We start from the raw sequence: 21264 nt of genomic DNA, 5'->3' as shown, positions 1-21264 counted from the left end.
TTCAAATGTCTGCGCAGTCTCCGACACTGGCTACGGCTTCAACCTCCATCGGTCTCACTGAACTGGTGGCCTTGCTACAACAGATATTCGTCCGGCACGGGACCTCGCCCGAGGTGGCCGCCATCCTGGCGCACAATTGCGCCAGCGCCGAACGCGATGGCGCCCATAGCCATGGCATCTTTCGCATCCCCGGTTACCTCAGCACCCTGGCCAGTGGCTGGGTCGACGGCAAGGCCCTGCCGGTGGTCACAGATGTGGCCGCAGGTTTTGTGCGCGTTGACGCCTGCAACGGCTTCGCCCAACCAGCATTGGCAGCTGCGCGCGCGCTGCTGGTGGAAAAAGCCCGCAGTGCCGGGATTGCGCTGCTGGCCATTCACAACTCTCATCATTTCGCCGCGTTGTGGCCGGATGTCGAACCGTTCGCCGAAGAAGGCCTGGTGGCGCTGAGCGTGGTCAACAGCATGACCTGCGTGGTGCCCCATGGCGCCGATCGGCCGCTGTTCGGCACCAACCCGATCGCGTTTGCCGCGCCACGGGCCGATGGCGCGCCGATTGTGTTTGACTTGGCCACCAGCGCCATCGCCCATGGCGACGTACAAATTGCCGCGCGCAAGGGCGAGCGCTTGCCGCCGGGCATGGGCGTCGACAGCCTGGGCCAGCCGACCCAGGACCCCAAGGCCATCCTTGAGGGCGGGGCGCTGCTGCCGTTCGGCGGGCACAAGGGCTCGGCGTTATCGATGATGGTCGAATTGCTCGCGGCCGCCCTGACGGGGGGGAACTTCTCATTTGAATTCAACTGGTCGGATCACCCCGGCGCCCGCACGCCGTGGACCGGGCAGTTGCTGATCCTGATCGACCCGAGCAAAACCGCCGGGCAAAACTTCGCCGAGCGCAGCCAGGAACTGGTGCGGCAGATGCATGCGGCGGGGTTGCGGCGGTTGCCGGGGGATCGGCGCCATCGCACACGGGCGAAGTCGCAGGAAACAGGTATCGAGATTGACGTGCAGGACCTTCAGCAGTTGCAGGCACTCGCCGAAGGCTAACAGGGGCTGCGCCAGCGGCGCAGCCTCAAGGATTTAGCAGCGATGGCTTAGTTGCGACGACCGAGCAACAGGCCAACCACCAGGCCAAAGCCTGCGGAAATCGCTACGGTCTGCCACGGGTGGCCACCGATGTAGGTCTCGGTGGCATCGACCACCGGCTTACTGCGTTCACGCACGTTGGACACCGATTCCAGCGCCTGCTTGAGCTTGATGGCGACCTGCTCGCGCAAGGTTTCGCCTTCTTCGCCTACCAGGGCGGCGCTGCTCTTGAGCAGTTTGTCCGATTCTTCAATCAACGCCGTCAGTTCACTGAAGGCTTGATCCTTGATTTGGTCTTCGACAGCTTGGGCAGCGGTTTTGCGGGCCATTGTGTGACTCCTTGCGAGTGAATGTGACAGTGAACAATGGAGTATCGGGCGACGGCAAAAGTTGCAGATTTTTTGCCGCGAGCTGTTTGGGGGCAAAATCCGAATCTGGATATTTCGACCTACAGTGTAAGATGTCACCTATTTGTGCAGCAGGTAATTCAACATGAGCTTCAATCTGGCCAACAAAACCCTCGCCGAACGCGCCGAGCTGGAAGATGAAAAGTCCCGCCTCTACGACCTGTGGCAAACCAACCTGGGCAAGGCCAAAGGCGAAGCGGCACGCTTGTTCGGCGAGCGCGCCAAGCGCAAAGGCAAGTGGGCCGAGTGGGTGCGCGCCGAGCTTGACGGCATGTCGCCGCCGGAGTTTTCCAACATGGTGCGCAGCGAAGTCAACAAGCTGATGGCAGCGGCGAAATAAAGCACGCCACAATCGCCTCGCGTACTTTGAGCAACAGCGGATCCAGCTGCGCCTGGGTGCGCCAACCCAGTTCCACCGGGTAGCGTGGCAGCGCCAGCGGGCAGGGCAGCACACGCAAGCCGGTCATCTGCGCAATCGCCTCGGCGGCATGCCCGGGAATCGTCGCCACCGCCGCGCTGCCCTTGAGCAAAAACGGCAGCGCGGCAAAGTGGCTGGTCGACGCGCACACCTGGCGGCTCAACCCTTGCGCTGCCAAGCCTTCATCGGTAATCCCGATAAACCCGCCCGATGACACCAGAACATGCTCGCGTGTGACGAATGCCTCCAGGCTGATACTGTCCTGGCCCGGTGCCAGGCTGTGCGGGTCGACCAGGCAGCGGTAGTCACCTTCGCCCAACACTTGTCGGCTCAGCCTGCGCTCGGCAAAACCCCCGGCCGTTATGGCCAGGTCAAGGCTGCGGTCGAGCAGGGCCGCGGCGACGATCTGGCTATGGGTCTGGCGGAAGATCACGCGCAGCTTCGGCGCGCGTCGTGCAATCTCCTCGATCAGCCGACGGCCATGGGCAATCTCGAAATCATCGGATAAACCCAGCACCACCGAGCGCCCCTGATAGTGCGGGTTATCCGGGTTGATCATCGCCAGGCTCTGGCGGCAGCGGTCCAGCGCCTCGCTGATCACCGGCTTCAACTGGTTGGCGCGCAAGGTTGGCGCCAAACCACGCCCGGTACGCACAAACAATTGATCGCCATACAGCTCGCGCAATCGCCGCAAGCCCGCGCTGATTGCCGATTGGGTGACGCCCAGGCGCAACGCCGCGCGGCTGGCGCTGGACTCGTCATGCAGGGCTTCGAAGGTTTTCAGCAGGTTCAAATCAACCTGGGCGATATTCATTTGGCTCATATCATTTAGCACTGAGGTGGGCTTTATTCATGATTGCTGCGCGCCGGAGAATGGGCAACCCCAACATTCGGAGTGAGTGTGATGCCTGTTTCAACAGTGGCTGCTTTGCAAATCGGTTCGCTGCCAGGTGGCAAGGCCGACACCCTGGCGCAAATCCTGACGTATGAGCACGAAATCCTGCGCAGCGGTGCGCAATTGGTGGTGATGCCCGAAGCCTTGCTGGGTGGCTACCCCAAGGGCGAGGGCTTCGGCACGCAATTGGGCTATCGCCTGCCGGAAGGCCGCGAAGCCTTTGCGCAGTATTTTGCCAACGCCATCGATGTGCCTGGGGTCGAGACCGAGGCGCTGGCCGGGTTGTCGGCGCGTACCGGTGCCAGCCTGGTGATCGGTGTGATTGAGCGCAGTGGCAGCACCTTGTACTGCACCGTGCTGTATTTCGAGCCGTCGGGCGGCCTGGTGGCCAAGCACCGCAAGTTGATGCCCACCGGCACCGAACGGCTGATCTGGGGCACCGGCGATGGCTCGACCTTGCCGGTGATCGACGCCGCAGTCGGCCGCGTGGGTGGCGCGGTGTGCTGGGAAAACATGATGCCGTTGCTGCGCACGGCGATGTACGCCAAAGGCGTGGAGGTCTGGTGCGCGCCCACCGTGGATGAACGTGAAATGTGGCAGGTGAGCATGCGCCATATCGCCCATGAGGGCCGCTGCTTCGTGGTCAGTGCCTGCCAGGTGCAGGCATCGCCGCAGGCGCTGGGCGTGCAGGTGGCCAACTGGCCGTCAGACCGCCCTTTGATCGCCGGCGGCAGCGTGATTGTCGGGCCGATGGGCGATATTCTGGCGGGGCCGTTGCGTGGCGAGGCGGGACTGTTGACGGCGCGGATCAACACCGATGAGTTGGTGCGCGCACGTTATGACTATGACGTGGTGGGGCATTACGCGCGGCCGGATATTTTCGAGCTGGTGGTGGATGAGCGCGCCAAGCCTGGCGTGCGCACCGTCACTGATTAAAACGCGGTAGAACACACTGTGGGAGCTGGCTTGCCTGCGATAGCGGCGTGTCAGTTGACACATTTGTGCCTGACCCGGCGCTATCGCAGGCAAGCCAGCTCCCACACTAAGCGCGTGATTCCAACCATTCCTCGCGGGTTATCTCCCAAATGTCCCGCGGGAAGCTGCCGGCGACAAACTGGCCTTCATCCGTTCGGATCAGGCGCATACCGGTGCGTTCGGAAATGCGCCGCGAGCTTAAGTTTGGCGCGGCTTTGGGCACGCGCATTCGTGGGCGTTTGAGCACCTCGAACCAGAACGCCGTCACCGCCGCACTGGCTTCGCTCATAAACCCTTGGCCTTGCCATTGCGGGCCCAGCCAGAAACCTCGGTTGTCGTCTTGCTCGTCCGTCAGGTTGATATTGCCGATCAACTGCTCCGGCGGATTTTTGAGGCGGATCGACCAATGCCATTGGTCGCCACTGGCCATGCCCGGCAAGGCCACCTCTTCAATGTAGCGGCGCGCGCCGTCGGCCGGGTACGGCCAGGGCACCTGGGCATTGAGGTAGCGCACCACTTCCCAATGCGCGAACTGCGCCTGGGTGGCCTCGGCATCGTCGAGGGTCAGCGGGCGCAGGATCAGTCTGTCGGTGAACAACGTCGGTTGCATGGCGTTTACCAAGTGGCCGTGTTTGGCAGGTTCAAGGTGCCGCGGTCGACAAAGCGCATGGTGCCAAACAGCCCACCTGCGAGTTTGCCGCGCAATACGTAGGGCAGGTTGTTCAAACTCTGGGTCTGGCTCAGGCCCAGGGTCTGGCGCAACACGGAAAACGCCGAAACGCTCACTGGCACGGTCAGCACCGTCTCGGAAAAGCGTGGGATATTGCCGCTTTGATCACTCACCCCCGACGCCAACGGCCGGCCATTGACGTCCAGGTCCAGGGCTACGCCGCTGTAGTCGATCGCCGTTTCATTGGGGTTTTGCACCCGCAGCTTCACGGCAAAACGTACTTCCAGGTCCTGGCTTTGCAGCGGCTCGATGCCCACCACCGTGATGTTGACCGGATCGCGATTGGGGAACAGCGCGCAGGCGCTCAAGGTCAGCAGCAGTAACGATAGAACCATGAGCTTGCGCATATAAGGTGCTCCTATTTCGTGACGTCCGGGTCCTGCATGACCTTGAGGGTAGAGGACTCCGGATCAAATTCATCTTCTTCCAGCTCTATGAACTCTTCCGGCAGGAAAATGTTCAGCAGGATTGCACAGAACGCGCCCACGGTGATCGGCGATTCGAAGATGTTGTGCAGCGCCTTGGGCAGGTCGCGCAACACTTCCGGCACGGCGGCCACGCCCAGGCCCATGCCCAGCGAGATCGCCACGATCAGCACATTGCGCCGGTGCAGCCCGGCTTCGGCGAGGATCTTGATCCCGGCCACGGCCACAGTGCCGAACATGATCAGAGTAGCGCCGCCGAGCACCGGTTTAGGCATCAATTGCAGCACCGCGCCGATCATCGGGAACAGCCCCAGCAGCACCAGCAGGCCGGCGATAAAGTACGCAACATAGCGGCTGGCCACGCCGGTCAGCTGGATCACGCCATTATTCTGCGCGAAGGTCACCATCGGCAGGCTGTTGAAGGTCGCCGCCATTGCCGAATTGAGGCCATCGGCCAACAGGCCCGACTTGATGCGCTTGATGTACAGCGGGCCTTTGACCGGCTGCTGGGAAATCATCGAGTTGGCAGTCAAGTCACCGGCGGCTTCCAGTGGCGAAATCAGGAAGATCACTGCGACGGGAATAAACGCCACCCAGTCGAACGAGAAGCCGTATCTAAACGGCACCGGCACGCTGATCAGCGGCACTTGCGGCAAGGCCGCCAGGTCGACGCGCCCCATCCACCAGGCCACGACGAACCCCAGCGTCAGGCCGATCACGATCGAGCCCAGGCGCACGAACGGATTGCTGAAGCGGTTCAGAACCACAATCGTCAGCAGCACCAGGGCCGCCAGGCCCATGTTGCTGGCCGCACCCAAATCGCTGGAGCCAAAACCGCCAGCCATGTCAGTGACCGCCACTTTGATCAGCGACAGGCCCATCAAGGTAATGATCGTGCCGGTGACCACCGGAGTGATCAGTTTGCGCAGTTTGCCGATGAACTGGCTGAGCACCACTTCGATAAAGGCCGCGAAAAAGCAGATACCAAAAATGGTCGAGAGAATTTCATCGGTGCCGCCGCCCCGGGCCTTGACCATAAAACCGGCGCTGAGAATCACGCTGATAAACGAAAAGCTGGTGCCTTGCAGGCACAACAGGCCGGAACCGACCGGGCCGAATTTACGCGCCTGCACAAAGGTGCCGAGCCCCGACACGAACAACGCCATGCTCACCAGGTACGGCACTTCGCTTTCAAGGCCAAGTACGCCGCCGACGATCAAGGTGGGGGTGATGATGCCGACGAAACTGGCGAGCACATGCTGCAGCGCAGCGAAAATCGCGGCGGTGAAATGCGGGCGATCTTCCAGGCCGTAGATCAGGTCGGATTTATAGCGGGGGCGAGGGGTTTGAGCGTCAGACAAAATACAGGCCCGGTAGGGAAAGGGGCGCGCAGGATGCCAGAAAGTGCCGGCAGTCAGAAGTGTGTAAAAATATTTCGAAACATCCTGCATAAAATTCACATGTCGGCCGATACCGTAGGTAAGCCCACCCCACTATAACAACAAGGGTGCGCAAAGGTCAGAGCGGCGCGTTGACGCCAACTGATCGTGTCGCGGCAGGGACGCTCGCCAACACTATTTCTCGAGAGCACCCCCTATGTCCCTTCGTCATCTGAATATTGCCCCTCGCGCGTTTCTCGGTTTTGCGTTCATTGCGTTGCTGGTCGTGATCCTTGGTGTGTTTGCCGTCAACCGCATGACGACTATCCGCCAAGCATCGCTGGACATGGGGACCAACCAGCTACCGAGCGTGAAGTTTCTTGGCAACATGACGGAAAACGTTCTGCGCCTGCGCATTTTGTCCTTCCGCATCCTGATCAACCGCGAGCCCGCAGCCCTGGATGAAGCCAAGGTCCGCGTGGGCGTTTTGGTCGACAAGGTCAAGCAGGCTCAGAAGGCTTATGCGGTCATGCCGGCCGGCGCGGAAGAGGCGGCTTTGTACAAAACCTTCGCCGCGACCCTGGACAGCTACTTCACGGCCCAGGCCGAGATGATGTCGCTGTCCCAGCAGAACAAAGTCGAGGAGATGCGCACGCTCATCAACACGCGTATCAAGGACGGCACCGACCTGATGGGCGAGCAGTTGAACAAGCTGATCGCCATCAACAGTGCCGACGCCGATCAGGCCGGGGTTGAAGCGCAAGGCAGCTATCAGCAAGCAGTCACCGGGATCATCATCGTGTCGGTCGTGGCCGCCTTGATGACCGTGCTGCTGGCCTGGCTGCTGACCCGCAGCATCGTTACGCCGCTGCGCAAAGCCGTGGAAGCGGCCGAAACCATCGCCGGTGGCAACCTGAGCAAACCCATCGAAGACGATGGCAAGGATGAACCGGCACGCCTGCTCGGTGCCTTGTCGGCCATGCAAGCCAACCTGCGCCAGACCATCCAGCACATTGCCGGTTCAGCCACGCAACTGGCGTCCGCCGCCGAAGAGCTGAGCGCGGTCACCGAAGAAGCCTCCAAAGGCCTGCAACAACAGAACAACGAAATCGACCAGGCTGCGACCGCCGTCAACGAGATGACCGCCGCCGTGGAAGAAGTCGCGCGCAACGCGGTGTCCACCTCCGAAGCCTCCAGCCAGTCCAACCAGGCGGCGCGTGAAGGCCGTGACCGCGTGGTGGAAACCGTCGGCGCGATCCAGACCATGACCCAGGACGTACAAAACACCTCGGTAATGATCGAAGGCCTGGCGGCTCAGGGCCGCGACATCGGCAAAGTGCTCGACGTGATTCGCGCGATTGCCGAGCAGACCAACCTGCTTGCGCTCAACGCGGCGATTGAAGCGGCCCGCGCCGGTGAAGCCGGGCGTGGCTTCGCGGTGGTCGCCGATGAGGTCCGGGCGTTGGCGCATCGCACCGCGCAGTCGACCCAGGAAATCGAAAAAATGGTCGCCGGCATCCAGACCGGCACCGGTGAAGCCGTGCAATCGATGCAGCAGAGTAACCAGCGCACCCAGACCACCCTGGAAATGGCCCGCGCTGCGGGCGTGGCACTCGAGCAGATCACCCAGTCCATCAGCCTGATCAACGAACGCAACCTGGTGATTGCCAGCGCGTCGGAAGAACAGGCCCAGGTCTCCCGTGAAGTGGACCGCAACCTGGTCAACATCCGTGACCTGGCGACCCAGTCGGCAGCCGGGGCCAACCAGACCAGTGCGGCCAGCCATGAGTTGTCGCGCCTGGCGGTGGATTTGAATGGGATGGTGGCACGGTTCGTCATCTGATCAACACGTGCGGGGGAGCGCGCAGCTCCCCTTATTTACACCTCGCCAACCTTGACCCAGCGCTCTTCACGAGCCGCCAGGCGAATCGCCGTTGCCAGCTGTTCCACCGCCCAGGCGCCCTCGAAATCAGTGCCATCCGCGCCGTGCCCCGCCAGCGCCATGATCAACTCGTGCACTTCCAGGGTCTTCAATTCGTTGTAACCCAGTTGATGCCCGGCGGCCGGGCTGAATGCGGCGTAGCCGGGCAGGGCTGGGCCGGCCAGTACACGCTGGAAGCCGTCCTGGCCGATGCGGCACACACGCAGTTCATTCAAGCGCTCCTGATCGAACGCCAAGGTGCCTTGGGTGCCGCTGATTTCAAAGCTCAGGTGGTTCTTGTAGCCATGCTTGAGCCAACTGCTGCTCACCGTGCCACGCGCGCCATTGGCGAAGCGCAGCAGCGCATGCACCTGGTCATCCACGGCGATGGGTTTGAGGTTGCTGCTGCCTTTGACGACTGGGCGTTGGGCGTGCACGGTCTGGGTGTCGGCGCACACGCTGTTTACATCGCCGACCAAATAGCGCGCCATCGACAGCAAATGGCTGCCCAGATCCGCCAGGGCGCCCCCGGCGTGTTCCACCTCGCAACGCCATGACCAGGGTGAACTCGGGTCGGCCATGAAGTCTTCGCTGAATTCGCCCTGGAAGCTGATGATCTCGCCCAGCTCGCCCTTGGCAATCATCTGCCGGGCCAGGCCGATCATCGGGTTGTGCTGATAGTTGTAGCCGACCCGCGTGACCACCCCGGCTGCACTCGCGGCGCGGCGCATGGCGTCGGCCTGCTCCAGGCTGACGGCCAGCGGCTTTTCGCAATACACCGCCTTGCCTGCGGCGATCGCCGCCATGGCCATGGGGTAATGCAGGTGATTGGGCGTGGTAATGGCCACGACATCGACTTTGGGGTCGTCGATCAACGCCTGCCAGTCGCCATGGGCCTGGGCAAACCCCCATGCGCTGGCGCAGCGCTGGGCGCGCTCGGTGTCGGCATCGGCCAGGGCGACCAATTTGAGGGTGACCGGCAGTTCGAATACCGCGCGGGCATTGTTGAACGCCAGGGCGTGGGCGCGCCCCATGAAGCCCGTGCCGATCAGGCCGATTCCGAGTTCACGCATAGCGGTGGTCCTTTGAATTATTGTTTTCGGGAGGGCTATTAATGGAATAAAAATTCACATAATTCAAGATATAGAATAAAAATTCATTCCACCCGATCGTCCCCACGCTCCGCGTGGGAATGCCGCCTGGGCCGCTCCGCGTCCTGCGAGTGACGCAGAGCGTCACGGGATGCATTCCCACGCAGGAGCGTGGGAACGCCGCCTGGGACGTTCCGCGTCCCGCGAGTGACGCAGAGCGTCACGGGATACATTCCCACGCAGGAGCGTGGGAACGATCATCATCGTGCGCAGTAATCTGATCGTCCCCACGCTCCGCGTGGGAACGCCGCCAGGGACGTTCCGCGTCCCGCGAGTGACGCAGAGCGTCACGGGATGCATTCCCACGCAGGAGCGTGGGAACGATCATCATCGTGCGCAGTAATCTGATTGTTCCCACGCTCTGCGTGGGAACGCCGCCTGGGACGCTCCGCGTCCCGCGAGTGACGCAGAGCGTCACGGGATGCATTCCCACGCAGGAGCGTGGGAACGATCATCATCGTGCGCAGTAATCTGATTGTTCCCACGCTCCGCGTGGGAACACCGCCAGGGACGCTCCGCGTCCCGCGAGTGACGCTCCGCGTCACGGGATACATTCCCACGCAGGAGCGTGGGAACGATCATCATCATGCGCAGTAATACTGTGCCATTCAGGCCATCGGCAAACGCCACCAGTTAACAAAAGATAACGTAGCGCCGATTGTCAGACGATTCGAAAGCCCGATAGGATGGCCCCTGCTTCCTTCAGGCGCTCTAGATTGCAGGTTTCAGGGCCCGGGAAGGCAAGACGACCTAACAATAATAAATCGGGAGAAAGGTCTATGAGTGAGCCTGTCATGGGTTGGGTTGTTTGCCGCCCGCGCGCCGCACGCCGGGTTGCGATGCTGGCCACAGCGCTCTCGCTGGTTGCGGCGCTGTCGACACCCGTGCTGGCCGCCGGCGATGCCATCGCACAGCCGGTATTTGCGATTCAAACCCCCAAGGCCGCCAAAGGCTTGATGATCGATGTGGTTCACGCAGGCTCGCGCCTGGTGGCGGTCGGTGATCGCGGGCACATCCTCTATTCCGATGACCAGGGCAGCACCTGGACCCAAGCCAAAGTGCCGACTCGGCAACTGCTCACGGCGGTGTTCTTCGTCGACGACAAACACGGTTGGGCCGTTGGCCATGATGCGCAAATCCTCGCAAGCGTCGACGGCGGCGCCACCTGGACTCAGCAATACCAAGACCTCAAGCGCGAAGCGCCACTGCTCGACATCTGGTTCAAGGACGCCGAGCACGGCCTGGCCGTGGGCGCCTACGGTGCGCTGATCGAAACCACCGACGGCGGCAACACCTGGGAAGACGTCAGCGACCGCCTCGACAACGAAGACCAGTTCCACCTCAACGCCATCGCTCACATCAAGGACGCCGGCCTGTTTATCGTCGGCGAGCAGGGCAGCATGTTCCGCTCCAGCGACGACGGCCAGACCTGGGAAAAGCTCGAAGGCCCGTACGAAGGCTCGCTGTTTGGCGTGATCAGCACCGCGCAAGCGCAAACGCTATTGGCCTACGGCCTGCGCGGCAATCTTTACCGCTCCACGGATTTCGGCAGCACGTGGGAACAGGTTGAACTGAATGCCGCGCGCGGCGCCCTGGAGTTCGGCTTGTCGGGCGCCACGCTGCTTGATGACGGCTCGCTGGTGGTGGTCGGCAACGGCGGCAGCGTGGTGGTCAGCCACGACGATGGGCAAACCTTCAGCGTGTTCAATCGCCCGGACCGCATTTCACTCTCGGCGGTCACGGCGGCGGGCAACGGCAACTTGATTCTGGTCGGGCAGGGCGGTGTTCGTGTCGCCACGCCGACCGGCGCCGAACCGACAAAACAATAAGAAGGCGGACAGAGAATGAGCAGTCATCACAACGATAAAGCGACCTTTCTTGAGCGCCTGATCTTCAACAACCGCCCGGCAGTTATCGTCATCTGCCTGCTGGTGAGCATTTTCCTGTTCTGGCAGGCGACGTTGATTCGCCCGTCCACCAGCTTTGAAAAGATGATCCCCCTCAAACACCCCTTCATCGAAAAGATGATGGAACACCGCAACGACCTGGCCAACCTGGGCAATACGGTGCGCATCTCGGTGGAGGCCAAGGACGGCGATATCTTTTCAAAGGAATACATGGAGACCCTGCGCCAGATCAACGACGAGGTGTTCTACATCTCCGGCGTCGACCGCTCGGGCCTCAAGTCGCTGTGGAGCCCCAGCGTGCGCTGGACCGAAGTCACCGAGGAAGGCTTTGCCGGCGGTGAAGTGATCCCGCAAAGCTACAACGGCTCGCCGCAAAGCCTCGACCAACTGCGCAATAACGTGCTCAAGTCCGGCCAGGTCGGGCGTCTGGTGGCTAACGACTTCAAGTCGAGCATCGTCGACATTCCGCTGCTGGAGTCCTACCCGGACCCGCAAGACCAAGGCAAATTACTCGCCCTGGACTACCGCAAGTTCTCCCATGAGCTTGAAGACAAGATCCGTGACAAATTCGAAGCGCAAAACCCCAACGTCAAGATCCACATCGTCGGCTTCGCCAAGAAGGTCGGCGACCTGATCGACGGCCTGGTGATGGTGGTGATGTTCTTCGGCATCGCGTTCGTCATCACTCTGATCCTGCTGTTGTGGTTCACCAACTGCCTGCGCAGCACCGTGGCGGTGTTGAGCACCACGCTGGTGGCGGTGGTGTGGCAACTCGGTTTGATGCACTTCTTTGGTTTTGGCCTCGATCCGTATTCGATGCTGGTGCCGTTCCTGATCTTCGCCATCGGTATTTCCCACGGCGTGCAGAAGATCAACGGCATCGCGCTGCAATCGAGCGAGGCGGACAACGCGCTGACGGCGGCCCGGCGCACGTTCCGGCAACTGTTCCTGCCGGGCATGATCGCGATCCTTGCGGACGCAGTGGGTTTTATCACCCTGCTGATCATCGACATCGGTGTGATCCGCGAGCTGGCCATCGGCGCTTCCATCGGCGTAGCGGTGATCGTGTTCACCAACCTGATCCTGCTGCCGGTGGCGATTTCCTACGTCGGCATCAGCAAACGCGCCATCGCCAAGAGCAAAAAGGACGCGCACCGCGAACACCCGTTCTGGCGCCTGCTGTCCAAATTCGCCAGCCCCAAAGTCGCGCCAGTGTCGATCCTGTTGGCGCTGATCGCCTTCGGTGGCGGCCTCTGGTACAGCCAGAACCTGAAAATCGGCGACCTCGACCAAGGCGCGCCGGAACTGCGCCCCGACTCGCGCTACAACAAAGACAACAACTTCATCATCAACAACTACTCCACCAGCTCCGACGTGCTGGTGGTGATGGTCAAGACCCCGCCCGAAGGCTGCTCACGCTATGAAGCCATGGCGCCCATCGACCAGTTGATGTGGAAGATGCAGAACACCGAAGGCGTGCAGTCGGCGATCTCGTTGGTGACCGTGTCCAAGCAGATGATCAAGGGCATGAACGAGGGCAACCTGAAATGGGAAACCCTGTCGCGTAACCCCGACGTGTTAAACAACTCCATCGCCCGCGCCGATGGCCTGTACAACAACAATTGCTCGCTGGCGCCGGTGCTGGTGTTCCTCAACGACCACAAGGCTGAAACCCTCGACCGCGCGGTGCATGCGGTGCAGGACTTTGCTAAAGAGAACAACAAGGACGGCCTGGAATTCATCCTCGCCGCCGGTAACGCCGGGATTGAGGCGGCCACCAACGAGGTGATCAAAGAGTCCGAGCTGACCATCCTGATCCTGGTGTACCTGTGCGTGGCGACCATGTGCATGATCACCTTCCGCTCGTGGGCGGCGACCCTGTGCATCGTGCTGCCGCTGGTGCTGACCTCGGTGCTGGGCAACGCGCTGATGGCGTTCATGGGCATCGGCGTCAAGGTCGCGACCTTGCCGGTGGTGGCGCTGGGTGTGGGGATTGGCGTGGACTACGGCATCTACATCTACAGCCGCCTGGAAAGCTTCCTGCGTGCCGGTTTGCCGTTGCAAGAGGCGTACTACCAGACGCTCAAGTCCACCGGCAAAGCCGTGCTGTTCACCGGCCTGTGCCTGGCGATCGGCGTGTGCACCTGGATCTTCTCGGCGATCAAGTTCCAGGCCGACATGGGCCTGATGCTGACCTTCATGCTGCTGTGGAACATGTTCGGCGCGCTGTGGCTGTTGCCGGCGCTGGCGCGTTTCCTGATCAAGCCGGAGAAGCTGGCGGGGCAGAAGGGCAATTCGTTGTTTGCGCACTAGGGGTCAAATTGTGGGAGCGGGCTTGCTCGCGAATGCGGTGTGTCAGTCGCCAGATGCATAGACTGAACTACCGCTTTCGCGAGCAAGCCCGCTCCCACATTAATTCCAGGTCCAACCTATGCGGCGTGGGCTATCATTGGCACTTTCCCCAAATGATTGACTGCCATGACTGCTGACACCGCTACCTTGCTCGACGCTTTTAAAGACTGCCAGATGGTTGAAATCGATGGGCTGCACACCTTTGACTTCAGCCTGGACGACCAGAAGTTGCTGATCATCTGCATGGACGGTCGGGCCGAGAAACGCTGGAGTTTCAGCCTGGAGCAAGTCAACGCGGCGATCTTTGATCAATCGTTGCAAAGCTGGACCCTTACCGGTGACTCGGGCGAGCATCGCCTGGTCTGCATGAGCGGCGTCACCGGCAACAATAATGACGAGGACGAAGCGGATGATGATGCGTAAATTCTGGCCCCTGCTAATGGCAGGCAGTGTCGGCGCGATGTCGGTGCAAGCCGCGCCGGCCGACACCTATGAACTGCTGGTGGGCAGCTACACCGCAGGCACCAGCGAAGGTATCTACCGCCTGCAATTTGACAGCCGTACCGGTCAATTCAGCGGCACGCCTGTGCTGGCGGCCAAAGCGGCCAACCCTTCGTGGCTGACGATTTCCAAAGACCAGAAGCACCTGTTTGTGGTCAACGAAAACGGCCCAGGCCAGAAAGACCCGGTCGGCCGTGTCAGCAGTTACAGCATCGACCCGCAGAATCATCAGCTCAGCCTGATCAACCAGGTGCAGAGCCTGGGCAATGAGCCGACCCATTCCAGCCTCGCTGCCGATGGCCGCTACCTGTTCGTGGCCAACTATTCGGTGCTCGAAGACCCGGGCGGCAGCCTTGCTGTGCTGCCGGTCGACGCCAATGGCAAGCTGTCGGCGCCGGTGCAACTCAGCGGGCATCCGTCCAGTCGCGTGAACCCTGAGCGCCAGGCCTCCAACCACGTGCACTCGGTGGTGTCATCGCCGGACGGCAAATACGTGTTCGTGCAGGACTTGGGCGCCGACAAGGTATTTGCCTACCGCTACGACCCCAAGGCCAACCACGAACTGCCATTAACCTTGGCCGATCCGTCCTTCGTTCAGTTGCCACCGGGCAGTGGCCCGCGTCACTTGCTGTTCAGCGCCGATGGCAAACATGCCTGGCTGACCACCGAGATGAGCGCGCAGGTCGCGGTATACGACTACAACGACGGCAAGCTCAGCCAGACCCAGTTGGTAGAGTTTGCTGCCGGGCAACCGGTGTCCGACAAAGCGGGTGCGGCTGTGCACGCTTCAAGTGATGGCAAATTCCTCTACGTGAGCAACCGTGGCACCGCCAACCAAGTGCTGGTGTTCAGCATCGACCCGGCCACCGCACACCTCAAGGAACTGCAGCGCCGTTCGGTTGAAGGCGACCACCCGCGCGAGTTCAGCCTGGACCCGAGCGGCAAGTTTTTGCTGATCGCCAACCAGAAAAGCAATGAAATCGTAGTGGTCGAACGTGACCCCAAGACCGGCCTGCTGGGTAAAACCGTGCAGAAATTGCCGATTGATGCCCCCAGCGACCTCAAGTTCCTGGTGCGTCAATAAGCCACAGGCCCCGCAGTGCGGGGCCTGACCCTGTGTATTAATTCTATTAATAGCGGCTACTGTTTCAAAGCATTTCTAAGGTTCAGCCCTCGGGCGTAAGTTGGGTTCCAAGGCCTTCCCCGGCCACCTAAACGAACGAACACAAGGGTTACCGACATGAACTTGAACCTCTTCTCCATCATCGCCGCTTCCGCTGTTTCCGCCACCGTGGCATTGCCAGCCGCCGCCAGCGTGGACGTTGCCGGTAAAAAATCCAGCACCAGCGCCTACACCCAAAAATACCTGCAACAAAGCGCCAACTTCTACGCCGCACTGGATCATAAAGCCCAGCATTGAGCGTGAACTGAGCGACGGTCAAATGTGGGAGCTGGCTTGCCTGCGATGAAATCAACTCGGTGTATCAATTGGACTGAGTCGTCAGCATCGCAGGCAAGCCAGCTCCCACATTTGATTGGGTTGGTTTCAGGGTTTTGCCATTACGGCAATAAACAGCGGCGACTCCAGAAAGCGCCGTAGCCAGGCCTGCAACCGCCGATACGGCGTGCTGGCAAACCACTCGCGATCTACATGCGCAAACTGGCGCACAAACGGCGCCAGTGCCACATCGGCCAGGCTCAAATGGTCGGCCAGCAAAAACTCCCGCCCCGCCAGCAAACCTTCCAGCTTCTGCAAAAACACCTCGCCCTCGGCCCGATAATGTTCCATCGTCTGCTCCGGGTAGCGCTCGGCGTACTTGTATCGATTCAAGTGATGTTTGAATGCCCCGTCATTCTCGGCGATCAGTTCCAACGCCGACGGGTCACCGCCCAGCAACCAATCCTCGGGATCGTGCTGCGCCAGCGCCCATTGCATGATCTCCAGGCTCTCCTCGATCACCCGACCCTCCACACTCAGCACCGGTACCGTGCCCTTGGGCGACAGTGCAAGCATCTGGGCCGGCTTGGCCTTGAGGCTCACCTCGACGATCTGCACCGCCACGCCTGAATAGCGCAGCGCCAGGCGCGCCCGCATCGCATACGGGCAGCGCCGAAACGAATACAGCAGCGCCTGGCTCACTTGACCTCCAGGGTGCTCAAGCCATTGCCCTGGCGCTTGACCTGGATCTGCACCGGAATGCGCTCGTGCATTTCCTGCACGTGGGAAATCACCGCCACCTTGCGGCCCTGGGCCTGCAAGCCGTCCAAGGCGTCCATCGCCAATTGCAGCGACTCGGGGTCGAGGCTGCCAAAGCCTTCGTCGATAAACAGCGACTCAATCTTCAACGTGCTGGAAGCCATCGACGCCAGGCCCAAGGCCAATGCCAACGACACCAAAAAGGTCTCGCCACCCGACAACGAATGCACCGAGCGCAGTTCATCGCCCATTTCCGTGTCCATCACCAACAGCCCGAGCATGCTGCCGCCGCGTTTGAGGCGATAGCGGCGCACCAGTTGGCGCAATTGCACGTTGGCGTGGTGCACCAGCAAATCGAGGTTGTAAGCCTGGGCGATCTTGCGGAAGGTGTCGCCGGTGGCCGAGCCGATCAGCGCATTCAGGCGGGCCCAGCGTTGCCATTCTTCGTAGGCCTTGGTGATCTGTTCGGTCAGGGCGTGGTTGGCGTCCTGTCGGCGTTGGTCCTCGTGCTGGCGTGCGCGCAGTTCGGCGCAGTGTTTCTCGCTGTCGGCCAACTGTTGATTGAGCGCAGCCAAGGTTCTTTCGAGATGTTCGGCTTCCAGGTTGCCGTTGTGCAGGGCCTGGTGTTCGGCCAGGCGTTGTTCACGCTCTTGCAGCAGCACCTTGGCCTGTTCCACGGCTTTTTCGCTGTGTTGCAACTGCTGGCGCAATGCGCTGACCTGGCCGTCATCAAAAGCCAGCAAACGCGTCAGCCCGTCGTCATCCAGTTCGGGGTGCAGGGTGCGCCATTCACTCAAGCGCTCGCCGAGGTTGTGCTGCTCGGCGCTCAGTGCCGCTTGGCGTTCCTGTTGGGCCTTGAGGTCGGCGGCCAGTTGAATCAGGGCGCCACGAATGTCTTGCAGCTGCTGATTGGCGTCGGTTTCGCTCTGACGTGACTGCGCCACCGCCTGATCCAGCTGCTGTTGCCACTGTTCGGCACTGGCGTGATCGCCCAGCAGGGCACTGAGTTTTGCCTGGGCCGCCTGTTGTTGGCTGGCCAGCTCGGAGACCTGCTGGAGCAAGGCGTCCAGTTGCTGTTGGCGATGCTGCTGATGGGTTTGTTGTTTCTCGATGGCCTGCTGGCGTTCCTGCTGTTCAGCCAGTTCGTCGCGCTGATGGCCCAACTGTTCCAGGCGCTGGCTGACCTGCTGGTCCAGTTGCATAAAGGTCGCGGCCGGTTCGCGGCGCAGGCCATCGAGGGTGTCGGCGGGCAACAGGCTGGCGAAGGCATTGAGTTCTTCGTCGAGGCGTTCGCGGTCGTTGGACAGCTCGCGCTGCTGGTCCACCAGCAACTGCCGGGCTTGCTGGCTCGCGTCCTGGGCGGCTTGCAGTTGCTGCTGCAAACGTCCGGCATTTTGTTGCAGGTTGAGCAGGGCGCCCTGGCGTTGCTCATCCTGAGTGATGCTTTGCGTCAGTTGTGCCAATTGCTGGGCCAGCCAGGCGCTGCGCTGGGCGGCGTCCTGATTGAACAGCGAGGCCGCCAGCGGGTGCGCGTCCAGGCTTGGCTTGAGCGCTTGTTGCTGCGTCGCCAACTGCTCCTGTTGTTGCAGGTATTCCTTTTGCTGGGCGATCAAACCGCCGACTTCGCCGCGCAGCTCGGTGAGCTTTTCCTTGAGCACATCGACGGCTTTCTGCGCCGTGGCCTCTTCGTTTTCGTCATGCCGGCCGAGGCTGTGCAGCAAGGCTTCGGGCTGGTGATACGGGTGCTCATGGCTGCCACACACCGGGCATGGCTGGTCATCCTGCAACTGCTCGCGCAACTCTTCGACGCTGGCACTGCGCGCCAAACGTTGGCGCTCCAGCAGTTGCTTGGTCACCGTCAAGGTTTGCTCGGCGACGGTCAGCTCGGCCTTGGTTTGCAGGCCGGTCTGGTTCAGTTGTTCGCGCTGCTGCTGCGCGTCCGCGAGTTTTTGCGTGAGGCCGGCGCTCTGTTGATCCAGATGTTGCTGGTTTTCCCACAGGCGCGTCAGCGCTTCAAAGGCGCGTTGCTGCTTGCGATTGTCCTGCAAGAGGCTGGCGAGCAGTTGGATCTGTTCGGTGACCGCGTGTGGCTCGGCGCCGGCTTCCTGATACAGCAGGTCCAACGCGTCGCGTTGCTGGGCGAATTGCTCGGCGGCGCGGGTGGCGCGTTGCTCGAGCTGCGGCAGTTCTTCCTGGCCTTTTTTCAGGCGGCTGCCAATGACCATCAGCTGTTGCAGGCGGTCGCGGTAAGCGCCCCAGGCATCGCTCAGCGGCGCCAACGGTGCGCTGCGCTCAAGCTCGGCGGCCAGGCGCTGCAAGCGTTCGGCGACGTGGCTGTGCTTGTCCTGCAAGCCCTTCAACAACGCTTGGCCTTCGCTACAGGCGCTTTCCTGTTGCTGCTTGTCCTCGCTGCGTTTGGCCAAGTCCTTGGTCAGGTGGGCGAGGGTGCTTTGTTCTTCAAACGCCTGACGCAGCAAGGGCACGGCGTCGGCCTGGTGTTTCAGGGCGTCAGCCAGTGCCGCCTGAGCAGCCGCTAGCTGTTGTTGCGCCTGCTCCTGGCGGGTATGCAGTGCGGTTTGCTGCTCAAGGTGCTGCAGAATCTGCGCGGCGAGCGGCGTCAGCAACGTGCCAAGTTCGGCCTGTCGAGCAAATTGATGGCGTTGCGGCGCCAGTTGTTCCAGGCGGCTCAAGTCCTGGCGCTGCGGGCCCTGGCTCTCCCAATCGGCTTGCGCGCGTTGCAGTTGCTCAGTCGCACTGTGCTGGCGTTCCTGCCATTCGCGCAGTTCCTTGAGCCAGGTGTGCTGCAACTCCAACTGCTTGAGCTGGGCTTGTTGAGTCTTGAGCTGCTGCTGGGCGTCTGCCAACTGCTGATCGAGTTCGGCACGCGCTTCGCCAGCCAGGGGCACAACGCCGGTGGCCTGGTCTTGCAGCTGTTTGTGCGCGTCCTTGGCATCCTTGGCCTTGTCGAAGGCGCGGCGGCCCAGCTGGGTGTAGAGCGCGGTGTCGGTGAGCTTTTCGAGCAGTTCACTGCGCTCGTTGTCATTGGCCTTGAGGAACGCACTGAACTCGCTTTGCGCCAGCAACACCGCACGGGTGAACTGCTCGAAATTCAGGCCCAGGGCCAGTTCCAGTTGGGTTTTGTATTCGGTCTTCTGGCTGGCCAGCAGTTGGTCGCTGTCGAGGTCGATCAGGCTTTGTCGGCTGTTCTGCAATTTGCCGCTGGCCTTGTCGCGGGCGCGGTTGGCTTCCCAACGCGCGCGGTAGCGACGGCCGCTGACGCCGACAAAATCCACCTCGGCATAACCGCCACCGGTGCCGCGTCGCAGCAAGGTGCGCGGGTCGCCGATGGAAATATCGCTGTCGGCATCCGGCATTTTTGCCTGGCCGGTGTCACCCAGGCGCGGCACCGCGCCAAACAGCGCCAGGCACAATGCATCCAGCAGGGTACTTTTACCCGCGCCGGTCGGCCCGGTAATGGCGAACAACCCGGCGCTGGCCAGTGGCTCGGCGGTAAAGTCGATTTCAAACGGCCCCGCCAGCGAGGCGAGGTTTTTCAGGCGGATGGCGAGGATCTTCATGGCTGTTCGCCCTCCTGTTGCACTTCCTGGAGCAGCACGGCGAAGTCCTTCAAGGTTTGTTCATCCACTTCACTGCCGTAGTTGTCCTGCCAGGCGCGGCTGAACAGTTCCTGGGGCGTGAGCTGGTCGAGTTCGATCAGGCGCTCGTCTTCAGTGGCGTCGCTGCCGCGTTTGCCGGCGTATTCGGCGGCAATGCGCACCAGCCGCACGGCCTTGCCCTGCAAGGCGCTTTCGATTTGCTGGCGCAGGTCCGGCTGCGGTTCGTCGAGCCGCACACGGACTTCCAGCCACGGGTGGCGTTGGGTTTCGGCGAGCAGGTCGACGTCGGGCAACTGCGCCAACTGCGTGAGGATATCCGCCAGCGGCGCGGCTTCGAGGCGTTGCAGGTCGACCGAGCGGGGGATCAGCAGCGGTTCGACACTCACCAGGCATTGGCCCTGGAACGTCACGTCGAGCACCTGGTGCTTGTAGCCGATTTCGGAAAACGACAGCGGAATCGGCGAGCCACTGTAGCGAATGCGCTCTTCGCCGTTGACCTTTTGCGGCTTGTGCAAGTGGCCGAGGGCAACATAGCCGACACTTTTGTCGAACAGTGTGGCCGGCAGCGCCTCGGCATTGCCGATGATCAGGCTGCGCTCGGAGTCTTCCGACACCGAACCACCGGCCATGTGTGCATGGCTGATAGCAATCAGCGCCTGGCCTTTTTTGCGTTTGGCATTGGCGGCGGCGATCAGCCACTCATGCACCTGGCCGATACCGCGCAGGTAATCATCGCCCAAGTGCGCGCCGGTGACTTCCGCCGGGCGCAAAAACGGCAGCGCCAGGCACCAGGCGGCGATCTTGCCCTTGGCGTCAGGCAGCGGGATCAGCAGGCGCTCGGCATCCAGCTGGCCATCATCCAGCCATAGCACGCGACCCAGCGCATGGGTGCGCAGGCGGCGCATCAACGGCGCGGGCAATTCGATGCGCGAACCGGAGTCGTGGTTGCCGGCGATCATCACAATCGTGAGTGTGGGGTTTTGTTCGTGGGCGCTGATGATGAAGTCATACAGACGCTCCTGGGCCTTGAGCGGCGGGTTGACCGTGTCGAAGATATCGCCGGCGATCAGCAGCACATCCGGCTGATGGGCTGTTAACTGGCCCAGTAGCCACTCAAGAAAACAGGCGTGTTCGAAGTCGCGTTCCTGGCCATGCAGGTTTTGGCCGAGGTGCCAGTCGGAGGTGTGGAACAGACGCAAGGCGAACTCCGTGGAGAAGATGAAAAGGAGGGGAGTTTACCTGTAAAAGCCCACTCGGTGCCCGCGGCTGACCAAGATCCAATGTGGCAGATCCAATGTGGGAGCGGG

At 61.6% G+C, this 21264-nt stretch carries 18 protein-coding genes; 9 read left to right on the top strand and 9 right to left on the bottom strand.

The features are described from left to right. Window positions 1–5: 5 nt before the first annotated feature. A complete protein-coding gene (locus L8I05_RS08515) occupies window positions 6–1043 on the top strand; it encodes an Ldh family oxidoreductase (protein WP_242168243.1) in 1038 nt (345 codons plus the stop codon). 47 nt (window positions 1044–1090) lie between these two features. Here the strand turns inward: L8I05_RS08515 and L8I05_RS08510 are convergent, their stop codons facing one another. Next, window positions 1091–1411, bottom strand: coding sequence for a DUF883 family protein (locus L8I05_RS08510; RefSeq protein ID WP_159955959.1), 321 nt, complete (start codon window positions 1409–1411; stop codon window positions 1091–1093). A 163-nt stretch (window positions 1412–1574) separates the two neighbouring features. Here L8I05_RS08510 and L8I05_RS08505 point away from each other — a divergent pair, with 163 nt between their 5' ends. After that, complete coding sequence (locus tag L8I05_RS08505; RefSeq protein ID WP_003190904.1) at window positions 1575–1829, top strand: hypothetical protein; 255 nt, start codon at window positions 1575–1577, stop codon at window positions 1827–1829. Here the strand turns inward: L8I05_RS08505 and L8I05_RS08500 are convergent. Next, window positions 1801–2721, bottom strand: coding sequence for a LysR family transcriptional regulator (locus tag L8I05_RS08500; RefSeq protein ID WP_242168242.1), 921 nt, complete (start codon window positions 2719–2721; stop codon window positions 1801–1803). The two genes, L8I05_RS08505 and L8I05_RS08500, sit on opposite strands and share 29 nt — an antisense overlap. A 90-nt stretch (window positions 2722–2811) precedes the next feature. Between L8I05_RS08500 and L8I05_RS08495 the strand changes: the two genes are divergently transcribed. Then, a complete protein-coding gene (locus L8I05_RS08495) occupies window positions 2812–3738 on the top strand; it encodes a carbon-nitrogen hydrolase family protein (RefSeq protein ID WP_242168240.1) in 927 nt (308 codons plus the stop codon). Window positions 3739–3844: 106 nt separating this feature from the next. On the opposite strand, the gene L8I05_RS08490 is transcribed toward L8I05_RS08495, so the two are convergent. The 3 genes from L8I05_RS08490 to L8I05_RS08480 are packed head-to-tail and all read right to left on the bottom strand — an operon-like array spanning window position 3845 to window position 6293. After that, on the bottom strand, window positions 3845–4387 hold the full coding sequence (locus L8I05_RS08490) for a GNAT family N-acetyltransferase (protein ID WP_242168238.1): 543 nt from the start codon (window positions 4385–4387) through the stop codon (window positions 3845–3847). A gap of 5 nt (window positions 4388–4392) precedes the next feature. After that, window positions 4393–4854 (bottom strand): LEA type 2 family protein, encoded by a 462-nt coding sequence (locus L8I05_RS08485; RefSeq protein WP_177015678.1) that lies wholly within the window; start codon window positions 4852–4854, stop codon window positions 4393–4395. An 11-nt stretch (window positions 4855–4865) separates the two neighbouring features. Further along, window positions 4866–6293, bottom strand: coding sequence for a nucleobase:cation symporter-2 family protein (locus L8I05_RS08480; RefSeq protein WP_242168236.1), 1428 nt, complete (start codon window positions 6291–6293; stop codon window positions 4866–4868). Between the two features lie 235 nt (window positions 6294–6528). On the opposite strand from L8I05_RS08480, the gene L8I05_RS08475 reads away from it, so the two are divergent. Then, window positions 6529–8154 carry a methyl-accepting chemotaxis protein gene (locus tag L8I05_RS08475; protein WP_242168234.1) on the top strand — a complete coding sequence of 542 codons (1626 nt, stop codon included), beginning with the start codon at window positions 6529–6531 and terminating at the stop codon, window positions 8152–8154. A 35-nt stretch (window positions 8155–8189) separates the two neighbouring features. Here L8I05_RS08475 and L8I05_RS08470 read toward each other — a convergent pair whose 3' ends face one another. After that, window positions 8190–9305: a Gfo/Idh/MocA family oxidoreductase gene (locus L8I05_RS08470; RefSeq protein ID WP_242168232.1), complete on the bottom strand. Its 1116-nt coding sequence runs from the start codon at window positions 9303–9305 to the stop codon at window positions 8190–8192. A gap of 872 nt (window positions 9306–10177) precedes the next feature. Between L8I05_RS08470 and L8I05_RS08465 the strand changes: the two genes are divergently transcribed. From L8I05_RS08465 to L8I05_RS08445, 5 genes are all read left to right on the top strand, one after another. Further along, window positions 10178–11212, top strand: a complete 1035-nt coding sequence (locus tag L8I05_RS08465; RefSeq protein WP_242168417.1) for a YCF48-related protein — start codon at window positions 10178–10180, stop codon at window positions 11210–11212. 15 nt (window positions 11213–11227) lie between these two features. Next, window positions 11228–13603, top strand: a complete 2376-nt coding sequence (locus tag L8I05_RS08460; RefSeq protein WP_242168230.1) for an RND family transporter — start codon at window positions 11228–11230, stop codon at window positions 13601–13603. A 165-nt stretch (window positions 13604–13768) separates the two neighbouring features. Next, complete coding sequence (locus L8I05_RS08455; RefSeq protein ID WP_242168228.1) at window positions 13769–14065, top strand: DUF5629 family protein; 297 nt, start codon at window positions 13769–13771, stop codon at window positions 14063–14065. Then, a complete protein-coding gene (locus tag L8I05_RS08450; protein ID WP_242168226.1) occupies window positions 14052–15227 on the top strand; it encodes a lactonase family protein in 1176 nt (391 codons plus the stop codon). The genes L8I05_RS08455 and L8I05_RS08450 overlap by 14 nt, the downstream gene beginning before the upstream one ends. Window positions 15228–15383: 156 nt before the next feature. Further along, on the top strand, window positions 15384–15563 hold the full coding sequence (locus L8I05_RS08445; protein WP_135310086.1) for a hypothetical protein: 180 nt from the start codon (window positions 15384–15386) through the stop codon (window positions 15561–15563). 126 nt (window positions 15564–15689) lie between these two features. Here L8I05_RS08445 and L8I05_RS08440 read toward each other — a convergent pair whose 3' ends face one another. Genes L8I05_RS08440 through L8I05_RS08430 form a run of 3 tightly spaced genes read right to left on the bottom strand, consistent with a single transcriptional unit; the run spans window position 15690 to window position 21156 of the window. Further along, a complete protein-coding gene (locus L8I05_RS08440) occupies window positions 15690–16283 on the bottom strand; it encodes a glutathione S-transferase (RefSeq protein ID WP_242168224.1) in 594 nt (197 codons plus the stop codon). After that, on the bottom strand, window positions 16280–19918 hold the full coding sequence (locus L8I05_RS08435; RefSeq protein ID WP_242168222.1) for an AAA family ATPase: 3639 nt from the start codon (window positions 19916–19918) through the stop codon (window positions 16280–16282). The genes L8I05_RS08440 and L8I05_RS08435 overlap by 4 nt, the downstream gene beginning before the upstream one ends. Then, window positions 19915–21156 carry an exonuclease SbcCD subunit D C-terminal domain-containing protein gene (locus tag L8I05_RS08430; RefSeq protein ID WP_242168220.1) on the bottom strand — a complete coding sequence of 414 codons (1242 nt, stop codon included), beginning with the start codon at window positions 21154–21156 and terminating at the stop codon, window positions 19915–19917. Before L8I05_RS08430 ends, L8I05_RS08435 begins: the two co-directional genes overlap by 4 nt. Window positions 21157–21264 lie beyond the last annotated feature (108 nt).

Source organism: Pseudomonas sp. MONT-RG-20F-20-E-7-02 (assembly GCF_022662395.1).
GTDB lineage: Bacteria > Pseudomonadota > Gammaproteobacteria > Pseudomonadales > Pseudomonadaceae > Aquipseudomonas.
Note: the sequence above shows the minus strand (reverse complement) of the source record. Positions and strands in the feature narration are given on the sequence as shown.

Excerpts from the sequence above, each read along its gene's own strand:
- L8I05_RS08475 (WP_242168234.1), top strand. The coding sequence starts at position 6,529 with ATGTCCCTTCGTCATCTGAATATTGCCCCTCGCGCGTTTCTCGGTTTT.
- L8I05_RS08490 (WP_242168238.1), bottom strand. The coding sequence starts at position 4,387 with ATGCAACCGACGTTGTTCACCGACAGACTGATCCTGCGCCCGCTGACC.
- L8I05_RS08445 (WP_135310086.1), top strand. The coding sequence starts at position 15,384 with ATGAACTTGAACCTCTTCTCCATCATCGCCGCTTCCGCTGTTTCCGCC.
- L8I05_RS08495 (WP_242168240.1), top strand. The coding sequence starts at position 2,812 with ATGCCTGTTTCAACAGTGGCTGCTTTGCAAATCGGTTCGCTGCCAGGT.
- L8I05_RS08470 (WP_242168232.1), bottom strand. The coding sequence starts at position 9,305 with ATGCGTGAACTCGGAATCGGCCTGATCGGCACGGGCTTCATGGGGCGC.
- L8I05_RS08450 (WP_242168226.1), top strand. The coding sequence starts at position 14,052 with ATGATGATGCGTAAATTCTGGCCCCTGCTAATGGCAGGCAGTGTCGGC.
- L8I05_RS08455 (WP_242168228.1), top strand. The coding sequence starts at position 13,769 with ATGACTGCTGACACCGCTACCTTGCTCGACGCTTTTAAAGACTGCCAG.
- L8I05_RS08500 (WP_242168242.1), bottom strand. The coding sequence starts at position 2,721 with ATGAATATCGCCCAGGTTGATTTGAACCTGCTGAAAACCTTCGAAGCC.
- L8I05_RS08510 (WP_159955959.1), bottom strand. The coding sequence starts at position 1,411 with ATGGCCCGCAAAACCGCTGCCCAAGCTGTCGAAGACCAAATCAAGGAT.
- L8I05_RS08435 (WP_242168222.1), bottom strand. The coding sequence starts at position 19,918 with ATGAAGATCCTCGCCATCCGCCTGAAAAACCTCGCCTCGCTGGCGGGG.
- L8I05_RS08465 (WP_242168417.1), top strand. The coding sequence starts at position 10,178 with ATGGGTTGGGTTGTTTGCCGCCCGCGCGCCGCACGCCGGGTTGCGATG.
- L8I05_RS08515 (WP_242168243.1), top strand. The coding sequence starts at position 6 with ATGTCTGCGCAGTCTCCGACACTGGCTACGGCTTCAACCTCCATCGGT.
- L8I05_RS08460 (WP_242168230.1), top strand. The coding sequence starts at position 11,228 with ATGAGCAGTCATCACAACGATAAAGCGACCTTTCTTGAGCGCCTGATC.
- L8I05_RS08505 (WP_003190904.1), top strand. The coding sequence starts at position 1,575 with ATGAGCTTCAATCTGGCCAACAAAACCCTCGCCGAACGCGCCGAGCTG.
- L8I05_RS08485 (WP_177015678.1), bottom strand. The coding sequence starts at position 4,854 with ATGCGCAAGCTCATGGTTCTATCGTTACTGCTGCTGACCTTGAGCGCC.